Origin of the sequence: Streptomyces sp. NPDC050658 (genome assembly GCF_044457025.1) — a bacterium.
Classification (GTDB): Bacteria; Actinomycetota; Actinomycetes; order Streptomycetales; family Streptomycetaceae; genus Streptomyces.
In genome coordinates this window covers 1,429,284-1,442,874 of record NZ_JBITGM010000001.1, presented here as the reverse complement: position 1 = coordinate 1,442,874, position 13,591 = coordinate 1,429,284, and the positions used below count along the sequence as shown (strand labels likewise).

12 protein-coding genes are annotated in these 13,591 nt (G+C 70.0%); 5 read left to right on the top strand and 7 right to left on the bottom strand.

The window, feature by feature from the left end:
* Positions 1-57 precede the first annotated feature (57 nt).
* The 3 genes from ACIBKX_RS06445 (at position 58) to ACIBKX_RS06435 (ending at position 3,655) form a co-directional block, all read left to right on the top strand.
* On the top strand, positions 58-1,857 hold the full coding sequence (locus ACIBKX_RS06445; RefSeq protein WP_363271985.1) for a DEAD/DEAH box helicase: 1,800 nt from the start codon (positions 58-60) through the stop codon (positions 1,855-1,857).
* A 312-nt stretch (positions 1,858-2,169) separates the two neighbouring features.
* Positions 2,170-2,811: a helix-turn-helix domain-containing protein gene (locus ACIBKX_RS06440; RefSeq protein ID WP_363271984.1), complete on the top strand. Its 642-nt coding sequence runs from the start codon at positions 2,170-2,172 to the stop codon at positions 2,809-2,811.
* 37 nt (positions 2,812-2,848) lie between these two features.
* Complete coding sequence (locus ACIBKX_RS06435; RefSeq protein WP_363271983.1) at positions 2,849-3,655, top strand: S16 family serine protease; 807 nt, start codon at positions 2,849-2,851, stop codon at positions 3,653-3,655.
* Positions 3,656-3,803: 148 nt separating this feature from the next.
* On the opposite strand, the gene ACIBKX_RS06430 is transcribed toward ACIBKX_RS06435, so the two are convergent.
* The 6 genes from ACIBKX_RS06430 to ACIBKX_RS06405 form a co-directional block, all read right to left on the bottom strand.
* The gene (locus ACIBKX_RS06430) at positions 3,804-4,415 is read right to left on the bottom strand and encodes a winged helix-turn-helix domain-containing protein (RefSeq protein ID WP_363271982.1); all 612 of its coding nucleotides are present in this window, start codon (positions 4,413-4,415) and stop codon (positions 3,804-3,806) included.
* Positions 4,416-4,552: 137 nt separating this feature from the next.
* Positions 4,553-5,521, bottom strand: coding sequence for a glycine betaine ABC transporter substrate-binding protein (locus tag ACIBKX_RS06425; protein WP_363271981.1), 969 nt, complete (start codon positions 5,519-5,521; stop codon positions 4,553-4,555).
* Positions 5,518-6,393 (bottom strand): ABC transporter permease, encoded by an 876-nt coding sequence (locus ACIBKX_RS06420; protein ID WP_363272062.1) that lies wholly within the window; start codon positions 6,391-6,393, stop codon positions 5,518-5,520. The genes ACIBKX_RS06425 and ACIBKX_RS06420 overlap by 4 nt, the downstream gene beginning before the upstream one ends.
* A gap of 26 nt (positions 6,394-6,419) precedes the next feature.
* A complete protein-coding gene (locus ACIBKX_RS06415) occupies positions 6,420-7,712 on the bottom strand; it encodes a betaine/proline/choline family ABC transporter ATP-binding protein (RefSeq protein WP_399375652.1) in 1,293 nt (430 codons plus the stop codon).
* Positions 7,705-8,352, bottom strand: coding sequence for an ABC transporter permease (locus ACIBKX_RS06410; RefSeq protein ID WP_363272060.1), 648 nt, complete (start codon positions 8,350-8,352; stop codon positions 7,705-7,707). Before ACIBKX_RS06410 ends, ACIBKX_RS06415 begins: the two co-directional genes overlap by 8 nt.
* 100 nt (positions 8,353-8,452) lie before the next feature.
* Positions 8,453-8,923 carry an Lrp/AsnC family transcriptional regulator gene (locus tag ACIBKX_RS06405; protein ID WP_363272059.1) on the bottom strand — a complete coding sequence of 157 codons (471 nt, stop codon included), beginning with the start codon at positions 8,921-8,923 and terminating at the stop codon, positions 8,453-8,455.
* 137 nt (positions 8,924-9,060) lie between these two features.
* Here ACIBKX_RS06405 and hppD point away from each other — a divergent pair, with 137 nt between their 5' ends.
* Positions 9,061-10,227 carry a 4-hydroxyphenylpyruvate dioxygenase gene (gene hppD, locus ACIBKX_RS06400; RefSeq protein WP_363271980.1) on the top strand — a complete coding sequence of 389 codons (1,167 nt, stop codon included), beginning with the start codon at positions 9,061-9,063 and terminating at the stop codon, positions 10,225-10,227.
* Between the two features lie 395 nt (positions 10,228-10,622).
* Here the strand turns inward: hppD and ACIBKX_RS06395 are convergent, their stop codons facing one another.
* The gene (locus tag ACIBKX_RS06395) at positions 10,623-12,083 is read right to left on the bottom strand and encodes a tetratricopeptide repeat protein (protein WP_363271979.1); all 1,461 of its coding nucleotides are present in this window, start codon (positions 12,081-12,083) and stop codon (positions 10,623-10,625) included.
* 108 nt (positions 12,084-12,191) lie between these two features.
* Here ACIBKX_RS06395 and ACIBKX_RS06390 point away from each other — a divergent pair, with 108 nt between their 5' ends.
* Positions 12,192-13,571, top strand: coding sequence for an FAD-linked oxidase C-terminal domain-containing protein (locus tag ACIBKX_RS06390; RefSeq protein WP_363271978.1), 1,380 nt, complete (start codon positions 12,192-12,194; stop codon positions 13,569-13,571).
* Positions 13,572-13,591 lie beyond the last annotated feature (20 nt).

Sequence of the window (13,591 nt, the reverse complement as noted above, 5' to 3'; positions counted from 1 at the left end):
CGCACCGGTAAGGTGGCCCGGTTGTCGTACGTACCCGCGAGTCAAAAACCGGAGACCGTGACTACCACCGCCGCCGCCAACTCCTCCTCCCACCACCTCTCTCCCGCCTTCCCCGGCCGCGCCCCCTGGGGCACCGCCAACAAGCTGCGTGCCTGGCAGCAGGGTGCGATGGAGCGGTATCTGCAGGAGCAGCCGCGTGACTTCCTCGCCGTCGCGACGCCCGGCGCCGGCAAGACGACCTTCGCGCTGACGCTCGCGTCGTGGCTCCTGCACCACCACGTCGTGCAGCAGGTGACGGTGGTCGCGCCGACCGAGCACCTGAAGAAGCAGTGGGCCGAGGCCGCCGCGCGTATCGGCATCAAGCTGGACCCGGAGTACAGCGCGGGCCCGCTGAGCAAGGAGTACCAGGGCGTCGCGATCACGTACGCCGGTGTCGGCGTGCGGCCGATGCTGCACCGCAACCGCGTCGAGCAGCGCAAGACCCTCGTCATCCTCGACGAGATCCACCACGCCGGTGACTCGAAGTCCTGGGGCGAGGCCTGCCTGGAGGCCTTCGAGCCCGCCACGCGGCGCCTCGCGCTGACGGGTACGCCGTTCAGGTCCGACACCAACCCGATCCCCTTCGTCACGTACGAGGAGGGCAACGACGGCATCCGGCGGTCCTCCGCCGACTACACCTACGGCTACGGCAGCGCGCTCGGCGACGGCGTCGTGCGGCCCGTCATCTTCCTCTCCTACTCCGGCAACATGCGGTGGCGGACCAAGGCCGGTGACGAGATCGCGGCGCGGCTCGGCGAGCCGATGACGAAGGACGCCGTCTCGCAGGCCTGGCGCACGGCGCTCGACCCGCGCGGCGAGTGGATGCCGAACGTGCTCAAGGCCGCCGACCAGCGCCTCACCGAGGTCCGGAAGGCGATCCCGGACGCGGGCGGTCTGGTGATCGCCTCCGACCAGGACTCGGCCCGCGCCTACGCCAAGCTGATCCGCGAGATCACCGGGACGAAGGCGACGGTCGTCCTCTCCGACGACACGGGCGCCTCGCAGCGCATCGACGACTTCAGCGGCGGCGACGACCGCTGGATGGTCGCGGTCCGCATGGTGTCCGAGGGCGTCGACGTGCCGCGCCTCGCGGTCGGCGTGTACGCGACGACGATCTCGACCCCGCTGTTCTTCGCGCAGGCCGTCGGCCGTTTCGTGCGTTCCCGCAGGCGTGGCGAGACGGCCTCCGTCTTCCTGCCCACGGTCCCGGACCTGCTCGGCTTCGCCAACGAGATGGAGGTCGAGCGCGACCACGTACTCGACAAGCCGAAGAAGGAGGGGGAAGAGGACCCCTACGCCGAGTCCGAGAAGGAGATGGACGAGGCGAACAAGGAGCAGGACGAGGACACGGGGGAGCAGGAGCAGTTCTCCTTCGAGGCACTGGAGTCCGACGCCGTCTTCGACCGGGTCCTCTTCGACGGCGCCGAATTCGGCATGCAGGCGCATCCGGGCAGCGAGGAGGAGCAGGACTACCTCGGCATCCCGGGTCTGCTCGAACCCGACCAGGTGCAGATGCTGCTCCAGAAGCGGCAGGCCCGGCAGATCGCGCACAGCAAGAAGCGGCCGGACGAGGAGGCGGACCTCCTCGAACTCCCCGCCGAGCGGCGGCCGGTGGTCTCCCACAAGGAGCTGCTCGAACTGCGCAAGCAGCTCAACACGATGGTCGGCGCGTACGTCCACCAGAGCGGGAAGCCGCACGGCGTGATCCACACCGAGCTGCGCCGCACCTGCGGCGGCCCGCCCAGCGCCGAGGCGACGGCGGGCCAGCTGCGGCAGCGCATCGCGAAGGTCGGGGAGTGGGCGACCCGCATGCGCTGAGGCCCTCGCCGCGGCCTGCCACGGAAGGGTGTGTTCCGTGTGGAGAGGTGGTGAGCGGTGCGCCGGGCGCGCCCCGCGTAATGGGGCAATGGGGGGCGCAGCGCGCATCGTGATGCCCGGATTCTGGACGGAGTCTTCCGCTGAGCGGGACGGCCTCGCTAATGTCCCCGCAACATAAACGCCCCGTGGCAGCGCCGCCGCGGAGCGCAGCCGGAGTTCCGACCGGCGGCCTCTGACGCGCGTCGCCCACGGGACCGGCGACGCAACCGCCGCGTCAACGGGCCGTCGACCCTCACCGAAGGAGTGGGCGTCGTGACCGCGGAGACTTCCCAGACGCTCGACCGAGGACTGCGCGTCCTCAAGCTGTTGGCCGACACCGATCATGGCCTCACCGTCACCGAGCTGTCGAACAAGCTCGGTGTGAACCGCACCGTGGTGTACCGCCTGCTCGCCACGTTGGAGCAGCACGCCCTGGTCCGCCGGGACCTGGGCGGCCGGGCCCGCGTCGGGCTCGGGGTGCTGCGGCTCGGCCGCCAGGTGCATCCGCTGGTGCGGGAGGCCGCGCTGCCGGCGCTGCGCTCCCTCGCCGAGGACATAGGCGCCACCGCGCATCTGACCCTGGTCGACGGCACGGAGGCCCTCGCGGTCGCCGTCGTCGAGCCGACCTGGACGGATTACCACGTGGCCTACCGCACCGGCTTCCGGCATCCCCTGGACCGGGGCGCCGCGGGGCGGGCCATCCTCGCCGCCCGGCAGGGCTCGGCCACCGACCCCGGCTATGCGCTGACCCACGGCGAGCTGGAGGCCGGGGCGAGCGGGGCCGCCGCGCCGCTGGTCGGCGTGACCGGCATAGAGGGGAGCGTGGGCGTCGTCATGCTCGCGGACTCCGTGCCGGAGCGGGTGGGGCCGCGGGTGGTGGACGCGGCACGTGAGGTGGCGGACGCGTTGAGGTGAGGCGAGAGCGTTGAGGGTGTCACGTTAGATTGATCCCGTGTTCTCCCTCTCCAGCCTCACGCGCCCCAAGGCCCTCGCCGTCTGTGCCGTCCCCGTGGTCGCCCTGCTCGCCGTCGCTGGGCTCGCGCCGCTGCCGTTCGCCGTGGCCCAGCCGGGGTCGACGGCGAACGTACTCGGGAAGAGCGAGGGCAGGCAGGTCATCACGATCACCGGTACGCCGACCAGGGAGCCCAAGGGTCAGCTGCGGATGACGACGATCGTGGCGACCGGGCCCGAGATGGACGTGAGCCTGGGCGACGTGGTCGACGCCTGGTTCCGCACCGACCGCTCCGTGATGCCCAAGGACTCGGTCTACCCGACCGGCGACGACGTGAAGGAAGTCGAGAAGCACAATCTCGGCGACATGAAGAAGTCGCAGGACACGGCGACGAAGGCCGCTCTCGCCTATCTGAAGGAGAGCGGGGTCGACGGCACGGAGAAGGTGAAGGTCGACGTCGACCTCGGCAAGATCGGCGGCCCCAGCGCGGGCCTCTTCCTCTCCCTCGGCATCATCGACCTGATCGACGGCAACGGCAGCGGTGGCGACCTCACCGGCGGCCACGACATCGCGGGCACCGGCACCATCTCCGCCGACGGCAAGGTCGGCCCGGTCGGCGGTGTCTCCATGAAGACGCAGGCCGCCAAGCGCGACGGGGCGACCGTCTTCCTGGTCCCGGAGGCCGAGTGCGCGGACGCCGAGGCCGAGAAGCCGAAGGGGCTTCAGCTGATCCCGGTCACGACACTGAAGGGCACGATCGATGCGCTGCGGGCCCTTGAGAAGGGCGGGAAAGTTCCGCGCTGTTGACCAGCCAGAGGCCCAACTCGACCATCCGCCAGCCGAGTTGGGTACGCAGCTGGGGGCGGGGATTCCTTGACGGCGCCGCACGGTGCAGTTCGGCGGCGCGGGTGTGGTGCAGGAGCAGATGTACGTCGGGGTGCATGGCTGAGGCCTCTCACTCGGTGTAGTGCGTCGGGAAGGTGTGGGTGTGCAGGCGCACCCTGGCGGAGCCCGGGGTGTCCTCGTCGACCGCCGACTCCCGGTAACTCTCGATGAGTTCGTGCATCTTCTCGGCCAGCTCGGCGGTCGTCTCGGGCGTCAGGCGCAGGGTGTAGTCGCTGATGTCCGAGCTCTCCGACCACTCCTCGGGCCAGTCGTGCTGCGTACCGATCCAGGTGGACAGCTCCTCGGCGTGGAACGACGCCACCTCGTGCAGATAGACGCCGACCGCGCCGCGCACCGCCGGATCAGGGTCGTGCATCAGCGACTCGTCGAGCCGCGTCCCCTGGTGCGCCGACTGCCACCACCGCTCACGCCCCTTGCCCCGGTCCGGCGCGTCCTCGACGAAGCCGTGCGCGGCGAGCTGGCGCAGGTGGTAGCTGGTCGCCCCGCTGGACTCGCCCAGGCGGGCGGCCAGTTGGGAGGCGGTCGCTGGACCGTCCCGGCGCAGCGAGATGAGCAACTGCATCCGCAGGGGGTGCGCGAGCCCGCGCAGGGAGCGGGGGGTGAGGGTGTGGACCTTGCGGGGCTCGGGGTCCGTCGTACCGTCCGTGCTGCCGTCCGTCATGCCTTCAGAGTAGGCATGCAAAGACTCTGTTGCAACGGTTTCTTTGCAACAGAGTCTTTGTAACTTCAGCGGAGTCTCTGTGACTCATGGAGGCTGTGACTCATGGAGGCTGTGCCTCCGGAAGGCGCCCCGCCGGGCTACTCCTTCACGAACCCCTCCTCGACGAGCCAGTCCTTCGCCACCTCGTGCGGGTCCTCTCCGTCCACGTCCACCTTGGAGTTCAGCTCCTGGGCGACCGTGTTGTTCAGCTTCTTCGTGATGGGGTCCAGGACCTCCGCGATCTCCGGATGCTCCTTCAGCGCCTTGCTGTTGATCTCCGGGGCCGCGTTGTAGTTGGGGAAGAAGTGCTTGTCGTCCTCCGTCACCGTCAGGTCCATCGCCTTGATGCGGCCGTCCGTCGTGAAGACCTCGCCGAAGGTGCAACTCCCTTTCGCCGTCTCGGTGTAGACGATGCCGGTGTCCATCTTGGTGATGTTGGAGGCCGGGATCTTCATCCCGTACGCCTTCTGCATGCCCGGCAGTCCGTCCTCACGCGAGGCGAACTCGCTCTCCACGCACAGCGTGACCGCCTTGGGGTCCGACTTGGAGAGCGCCGCCACGTCGGACAGGGTCTTCGTCTTGTACTTGGCCTCGTTCTTCTGGTTGAGGGCCAGCGCGTAGGTGTTGTTGAGCGTGGCGGGCGGCAGCCAGGTGATGCCGTTCTTCAGGTCGGCGTCGTGCACCGCCTGCCACTGCTTCTGCGGGTTGTCGATGGGTTCGGTGTTGCCCTGGTACGTGATCCAGGCGGTGCCCGTGTACTCGTACATGGCGTCCGCGTCGCCGCTCTTGACGGCCTCGCGGGCGCCGATCGAGCCCTGGATTCCCGTGCGGTCCAGGACGTCCGCGCCGGCCGCCTCGAAGGCGATGCCCATGATCGCGCCGAGGATCAGCTGCTCGGTGAACTCCTTGGAGGTGACGGTGAGATCGGCGCCCTTCAGGGGAAGCCCCTTGCCGATCGTGCCCGGCTTGACGTCGTCCACCATCGGGCTGCCGCTGGTGAGCCCGCAGCTCACCAGCAGGGCCCCGCCGATGACCGCCACGGCCGTCGTGCGCAACGTAACCCTCATGACCCGACCTCCAACCCGCGCGGACGCAGGAACAGTTCGGCCAGGGAAGCCAGCCAGTCCACCAGGAGCGCCAGCGCGATCGTCAGGATCGAGCCGAGCATGAGCACCGGCATCCGCTGGTTGGTGATGCCGGTGGTGATCAGGTCGCCGAGCCCGCCGCCACCGCCGAACGTGGCCAGCGTCGCCGTGCCCACGTTCAGGACGAGTGCCGTCCGCACACCGGCGAGGATCAGCGGTACGGCCAGCGGAAGTTCGACCTTCCCCAGGACGCCGAGCGGCGACATGCCGATCCCTCTGGCGGCCTCCAGGAGGGTGGGATCGTTCGCCTTCAGGCCCGCGATCGTGTTGGAGAGCACCGGCAGGATCGCGTAGATGATGATGCCGATCAGGGCGGCTTTCTCGCCGATGCCCATCCAGATCACCAGGAGGGCGAGCAGACCGATCGCCGGGGTCGCCTGGCCGATGTTGGCCAGGGCCATCGCGACGGGCGCCGCCTTGCGGAGCTTCTTGCGGGTCAGCAGGATGCCCAGCGGGATGGCGATGATCAGCACGAAGAAGGTGGAGATCACCGTCAGCTGGATGTGCTGGCGGAGCCTGAGCCAGACGTTCCCGTCCGCGAGCGCGTTCCTGGAGATCGAGTCCAGGTCGGCCTGCTCGAACCACCACCAGGTCAGCAGCAGCACGAGGACGAGGAACGCGGGCAGGAAGGTCAGCTTCTGCCAGCCGACCCGCCGCCCCTTTCCCGTGTCCGCCGGGGGCGGCGGCTCCTGCTCGCCGTCGCCGCTGTCGCGGAACGGATGGCCCTTGACGTCGTGCTCGCCCTCGGGGCGGGTGTCGGAGCCGTCGCCGGGGGACGCCTTGCGCTCGGGGATCCGGGGGTTGCTTCCGGGGATGCCGCTCACGCCTTCGCCTCCCCTCCGTCGCTGCCCTCCTGCTCGTGGTGGGTCAACTGGGCGCGCTGCTCCTCCAGTTCGTGCTGGTGCTCCATGGCGTCGAGCCGGTCGGCCTCCAGCATCTCCTGGACCGAGTTCATCAGCGTCTCCATGTCGACGACGCCCGTGTACTCGCCGCGCCGCCCGGTCACCGCGACCCGCCCCGCGTTGTCCGTGAGGACCGCCTCCAGGGCGTCGCGCAACGTGGCGTCGCGGGTCACCGTGTCGTGCACCAGCGTGCCCGCGCGGGCCAGCGAGCCCTTGGCGCGCATCAGGTCGCCGCGCCGCAGCCACTTGTAGGGGCGGCCGCGCTTGTCGAGCAGCAGCAGTTCGTTGGTGCCGCTCGCCCGCAGCTTGTTGAAGATGTCCTGCAGCGGATCGTCCACGGTGACCGTCGCGAAGTCGGCGATCTCCACATCGCGTACGCGGGTGAGATTGAGCCGCTTCAGGGCCGCCCCCGCGCCCACGAACCCCGACACGAAGTCGTCGGCGGGGTTGGTGAGGATCGCCTCCGGGGTGTCGAACTGCGCGATGTGCGAGCGCTCCCGGAGGACCGCGATCCGGTCTCCCAGCTTGATCGCCTCGTCGAAGTCGTGCGTGACGAAGACGATCGTCTTGTGCAGCTCGTGCTGGAGCCGGATCAGCTCGTCCTGGAGGTGGTCGCGGGTGATCGGGTCGACGGCGCCGAACGGCTCGTCCATCAGCAGCACGGGCGGATCGGCCGCCAACGCCCGCGCCACGCCCACGCGTTGCTGCTGGCCGCCGGAGAGCTGACGCGGATAGCGTCCGTGGAACTCGCCCGGATCGAGCCCGACGAGGTCGAGCATCTCCTCGATGCGCTCCTTGATCCGCGACTTCCCCCAGCCGATCATCTTCGGTACGAGGGCGATGTTCTGGGCGACCGTCATGTGCGGGAAGAGCCCGGACGACTGGATCGCGTACCCGACCTTGCGGCGCAGCTTCACCGGGTCGATGTCGGTGACGTCCTCGCCGTTGATGCGGATACGGCCGCCGGTCGGCTCGATCAGCCGGTTGATCATCTTGAGCGTGGTCGACTTCCCGCAGCCGGACGGGCCCACGAAGATCACGATCTCGCCCGCCTTGATCTCCATGCTGACGCTGTCCACGGCGGGCTCGCTGCTGCCCGGATAGCGCTTGGTGAGGTTCTCCAGCTCGATCGTCGCACCGGTCGCGGCACCCCCGGCGGAGGTCTCGTCCGGGGTCGGCTCGGCGGCGGTGGTCTCGGACGTCTCAGACACGGATACCCCTCGGAATCGTCAGCCGGCCGATCAGGACGTACGCGGCGTCGAAGAGCAGCGCCAGGACGATGATCCCGAGCGTGCCCGCGAGCACCTGGTTGAGCGCGTTCTTGGAGCCGAGCGAGCCGATGCCGCGGAAGATCTCGTTGCCGAGGCCGGGGCCCGACGCGTACGCGGCGATGGCCGCGATGCCCATCAGCATCTGGGTGGAGACCCGGATGCCGGTCAGGATCGGCGGCCAGGCGAGCGGCAGTTCCACCCGCACGAGCCGGGCGAGGCGCGACATCCCGATGCCCTTGGCCGCGTCGACCAGGGACGGGTCGACGCCGCGCAGGCCGACGATGGCGTTGCGCACGATCGGAAGCAGCCCGTACAGGGTCAGCGCGATGACGGTCGGCGGGACGCCGAGGCCGACGATCGGGATCAGCAGACCGATCATGGCGAGCGAGGGGACGGTCAGGATGGTGGAGGTGGCGGTCGTGGCCAGATTGCCCGCCCATTCGCTGCGGTACGTGACGATGCCGATCAGTACTCCGATGACGGTCGCGACGACCATGCACTGGAATACCGCGCTCGCGTGCTGGTACGCGTCCGTCAGCAACTGCTGGTGGCGGTTGCCGAGGTAGTCCCAGAAGTTCACTGCACTGCTCACCTCGCCCAGGCGCGGTCCGGACGGTGCCGGGAGTTCCCGGCACCCGCGTGCTGTGCTCTGTTCGTCGTGCGATTGCTGTCTACCCGCGTCAGGAGTCCCCTGACGCCTGTTCGACCAGCGGGATGATCCGCAGCGGAACAGGGTTCTCCATGACGATCGCCGTGGAAGCCCGGACGATGCCATCAAAGCCCACCACCCGGTCGATCACACGTTGGAGATCCGCGTTCGAGCGGGCGACGAGACGGCAGAGCATGTCGCCGTGACCGGTGATCGTGTGCAGTTCGAGCACCTCGGCGACGGTCGCCAAATGCGCCCGTACGTCTGCTCCCTGACCCTGTTTGATCTCCAGCGTGGCGAAGGCCGTGACGGGGTAGCCGAGGGCCGCCGGGTCGACCTCGGGACCGAAGCCGCGGATGACTCCGTTCGACTGAAGGCGGTCCATCCGGGCCTGCACGGTGCCGCGCGCGACGCCGAGCCGCCGGGACGCCTCCAGGACGCCGATGCGGGGCTCGCGGGCGAGCAGCACGATGAGCCGCCCGTCCAGATGATCGATCGTCACGGTTTCACGCTCCGTCTCTTCTCCGATGGTGGTCATGATGTACAGATAGCCCGCCGATCCCGGCGGCTCGCTGGTCATATTGCCCAGCGAATACGCGAACTATTGCGCACCTTGCGATACGGCGGGAGCCTGCCGATATGGCAGCTACCGCGAACACCCAGCCCACCGCCACCTCCGGCACCCCCCACACCGCGCGCGAGGCAGATCCCTTCCCGGTCAAGGGAATGGACGCGGTCGTCTTCGCCGTGGGCAACGCCAAGCAGGCGGCCCACTACTACTCGACGGCCTTCGGCATGAAACTCGTGGCGTACTCCGGTCCGGAGACGGGCAGCCGCGAGACCGCCTCCTACGTCCTGACCAACGGCTCGGCCCGATTCGTCCTCACCTCAGTGATCAAGGCGGCCACGGACTGGGGCCACTTCCTCGAGGGGCATGTCGCCGAGCACGGCGACGGCGTGGTCGACCTCGCCATCGAGGTGCCGGACGCGCGGGCGGCGTACGCGTACGCCGTCGAGCACGGCGCGCGCGGCATCACCGAGCCGTACGAGGAGAAGGACGAGAACGGCACGGTGGTGCGCGCCGCGATCGCGACGTACGGCAAGACCCGCCACACGCTGGTCGAGCGCTCCGGGTACGACGGTCCCTACCTGCCCGGGTTCGTCGCCGCGCAGCCGATCGTGGAGCCGCCGGCCAAGCGGACCTTCCAGGCGATCGACCACTGCGTCGGCAATGTCGAGCTCGGCAAGATGAACGAGTGGGTCGCCTTCTACAACAAGGTCATGGGCTTCACGAACATGAAGGAGTTCGTGGGCGACGACATCGCGACGGAGTACTCGGCGCTGATGTCCAAGGTGGTCGCGGACGGCACCCTGAAGGTGAAGTTCCCCATCAACGAGCCGGCGATCGCCAAGAAGAAGTCCCAGATCGACGAGTACCTGGAGTTCTACGGCGGCGCGGGCGTCCAGCACATCGCGCTCGCCACGAACGACATCGTGGAGTCGGTGCGCACGATGCGCGCTGCCGGGGTCCAGTTCCTGGACACCCCGGACTCCTACTACGACACCCTCGGCGAGTGGGCGGGCGAGACCCGCGTCCCCGTGGAGACCCTCCGCGAGCTGAAGATCCTGGTCGACCGCGACGAGGACGGCTACCTGCTCCAGATCTTCACCAAGCCGGTCCAGGACCGCCCGACGGTCTTCTTCGAAATGATCGAACGCCACGGCTCGATGGGCTTCGGCAAGGGCAACTTCAAGGCCCTCTTCGAGGCGATCGAGCGGGAGCAGGAGAAGCGGGGCAACCTCTAGCGGTACGGGGTGCCCTCCGGGCGGGTTGGCCGGGGTGCGGCGGGCCCGGGGGGTCGCCGCACCTCGGCGCTCCGCGCGGGATGCTTCCCACCGGCCCGCCTGCCCTGTCCCGGCGCTTCGCGCCGGATGTCTCCCGCCCACCCGCCCGATTGCCCCGCGACTGCCTTCCCGCTGTCCCGGCGGGGCTCGGGTGAGTCGGCGCCTGCCTTGTCCCGGCGCTTCGCGCCGGATGTCTCCCGCCCACCCGCCCGATTGCCCCGCGACTGCCCACCCTCCCCGCGCGCCCCCCGTCACCCGTTGCCGGGATCGGGTGGGTGGGTGGGAAAGATCCGCCGCGGAGCGGCGGGGCAGGGCGGGACGGTCCGCAGTCGAAGTGCCCTTGCCCCGACGCCGGTTCAGCCCTGCTGGGAAGGCGGCCGAGGGGAGGATGACGGGCGGGGGCTGCTCGGTGCCGCCCCCGCTCCCTGCCGCCTCGGGGCCGGCGCGTACATCTGTTCCGGGCCGCCCTCCGGGGGATCGCCCAGGGACTCCAGGGCCGACTCCGCCGCCGGGGTGAGCAGGGGCGAGAAGTACGGGTTGAGGCGGAGGGCCTCGGCGATGTGGCGGCGGGCCGCGCCGTACTTGCCCAGTTCGCGTTCGATCTCGCCCCGGTGGTAGGAGAGCAGCGCGCTCCGCGGGCCCTTGTCCGTGGCCCGTGTCGCGTACTTCAGGGCCTCCTCGTTCTCGTCCGCGCGGTGCAGCGCCCAGCCCAGCGCGTCCGCCACCTCCGGGCTTCCGTGGCGTTTGAACTCCGCCCGAAGACGCCGTACCGCCTCGTCCGGGTCTCCGTGGTCCGCTTCGAAGAGGCCGAGGATCCGTTCTTCGTTGACGCCGTTGACCCCTTCCTGCTTCACCCGGGTCCGCAGGACGTCGTACTGAGCGCGCGCAGCCGGCATCAGGCGCAGGGACTCGTACAACTCCCCGAGCGCCAGGGCGTATTCGGGCGCCGGCTGCTTCACCAGCGCGCTCCGGTAGGCGTTCAGCGCCTCCGTCGTACGGCCCAGCGCGGCCAGCGCACGGCCCTTGCCCGCCAGCGACGGGTGATGGTCCGGGTCCGCCGCCAGCGCCGCCTCCTGGTAGCGCAGGGCCTCCGCCGGCTCCCCCCGCTCCCACGCCAGCTCACCCACCCGGTGCAGGCACACCGCCTGCTCCGCGGGCGACGAGGCCAGCGCCGCCGCGTCCGCCAGCGTCGCCGCTGCGTCCTCCCGCCAGCCCCGGTCCCGGTACACCTGCCCGGCCCGCGCCATGACCGCGCTGCCCGAGTGCAGTTCCTGCAAGGTCTCCAGCGCCCTGCCCACCGCCTTCGCGTTGCCCAGGCCGCGGTACGCGTCGATCAGGACGGGGTACGTCGTCCACCGCTTCGGCGACTGCTTCACCGCCGCCTCGCCCCACTTCCGCGCGCCCCGGAAGTCGTGCCGCGCGTTCGCCAGCGCCGCGAGCCCCGTCAGGGCCTCCACATTCCCCGCGGGCCGAGCCTTCAGCGACGTACGCAACGCGCGGTCGGCCTTGGGGTAGTACGCGCTGTCCGCGGTCCGCCGGCCCCGCTCCACGTAGGCGGCCCCGAGCACCGCCCACGAGTGGTCGTCCGCCGGATGCGCCCGCAGATGCGCCTCGCGCTCCCCGATCAGCACCGCCAGGTCCGGCAGCGCGGCCGGCACCCCGGTGCCCACCGCCGCCTGCGCCCGCCCGGCGGGCCCCAGCGCGGGCGGCGCCGCCTTTCCGTCCCGCTCGGACGGCAGCACGACGAGTGCGGCGCCGCCGAGCACCACGCACCCGGCGACGGAGGCGACCAGCACGCGCTTCACCGAAGGCTTCATGACGCTCACTGTGCGGCAAAGACTTCAATACGAAGAGCACATCCCGGCGGCACGGAACGGCGTCGCACACGGGTTCACACCGATGGCCCCGGGTGCGAGGCTGTGATCATGAGCCGCACACTCATCGAACTCCTCCGTGCCGGCAGCGACGCCCTCCCCGGCGACGCCGTCCTCACGGACCCCGACGTCACCGCCTCGTACGCGAACGACATGGCGAGCTTCTGCGACGCCGGCACCCCCGCGGTCGTGGTCCTGCCCCGCACGGTCGAGCAGGTCCAGCACGTCATGCGCACGGCGACCGAACTACGGATCCCGGTGGTCCCGCAGGGCGCCCGTACGGGCCTCTCCGGCGGCGCCAACGCCAGCGAGGGCTGCATCGTGCTCTCCCTGGTCAAGATGGACCGCATCCTGGAGATCAGCCCCGTCGACCGCATCGCCGTGGTCGAGCCGGGCGTCGTCAACGCCACCCTCTCCCGCGCCGTGAACGAACACGGGCTCTACTACCCGCCGGACCCGTCGAGCTGGGAGACCTGCACCATCGGCGGGAACATCGGCACGGCGTCGGGCGGCCTGTGCTGCGTCAAGTACGGGGTGACGGCGGAGTACGTGCTCGGACTTGACGTCGTGCTCGCCGACGGGCGGCTCATGAGCACGGGGCGGCGTACGGCAAAGGGCGTCGCGGGCTACGACCTCACGCGCCTCTTCGTCGGCTCCGAGGGCAGCCTCGGTATCGTCGTCCGCGCGACCCTCGCGCTGAAGCCGCAGCCGCCCCAACAGCTGGTCCTGGCGGCCGAGTTCGGATCGGCGCAGGCCGCCTGTGACGCCGTATGCAGGATCATGGAAGGGGGCCACGTCCCCTCGCTCCTGGAACTGATGGACCGTACGACCATCAGGGCCGTGAACGCGCTGGCGAACATGGGCCTCCCCGAGACCACCGAGGCGCTGCTCCTCGCCGCCTTCGACACCCCGGACCCGGCATCCGACCTCGCCGCCGTCGGCGCGCTCTGCGAGGCCGCGGGCGCCACCCAGGTCGTCCCCGCCGAGGACGCCGCCGAGTCCGAACTCCTGCTCCAGGCACGGCGGCTCTCCCTCACCGCGCTGGAGGCCGTCAAGGGCACGACGATGATCGACGACGTCTGCGTGCCGCGCTCGAGGCTCGCGGACATGCTCGAAGGCGTCGAGCGCATCGCCGACAAGTACAGCCTCACGATCGGGGTCTGCGCGCACGCGGGCGACGGCAACACCCACCCCACCGTCTGCTTCGACGCGGCAGACCCCGACGAGGGCCGGCGCGCCCGCGAATCCTTCGACGAGATCATGGCCCTCGGTCTCGAACTCGGCGGCACGATCACCGGCGAGCACGGCGTGGGCGTCCTCAAGAAGGAGTGGCTGGCGCGCGAGATCGGCCCGGTGGGCGTGGAGATGCAGCGCGCCATCAAGACGGCGTTCGACCCGCTCTCCCTGCTCAATCCGGGCAAGCTCTTCTGACGTTCCAAAAGCTCTGGCTC

Coding starts and splice junctions, on each gene's coding strand:
- ACIBKX_RS06430 (WP_363271982.1), bottom strand. CDS start 4,415: ATGACGGACGGCAGCACGGACGGTACGACGGACCCCGAGCCCCGCAAG.
- ACIBKX_RS06425 (WP_363271981.1), bottom strand. CDS start 5,521: ATGAGGGTTACGTTGCGCACGACGGCCGTGGCGGTCATCGGCGGGGCC.
- hppD (WP_363271980.1), top strand. CDS start 9,061: ATGGCAGCTACCGCGAACACCCAGCCCACCGCCACCTCCGGCACCCCC.
- ACIBKX_RS06395 (WP_363271979.1), bottom strand. CDS start 12,083: ATGAAGCCTTCGGTGAAGCGCGTGCTGGTCGCCTCCGTCGCCGGGTGC.
- ACIBKX_RS06390 (WP_363271978.1), top strand. CDS start 12,192: ATGAGCCGCACACTCATCGAACTCCTCCGTGCCGGCAGCGACGCCCTC.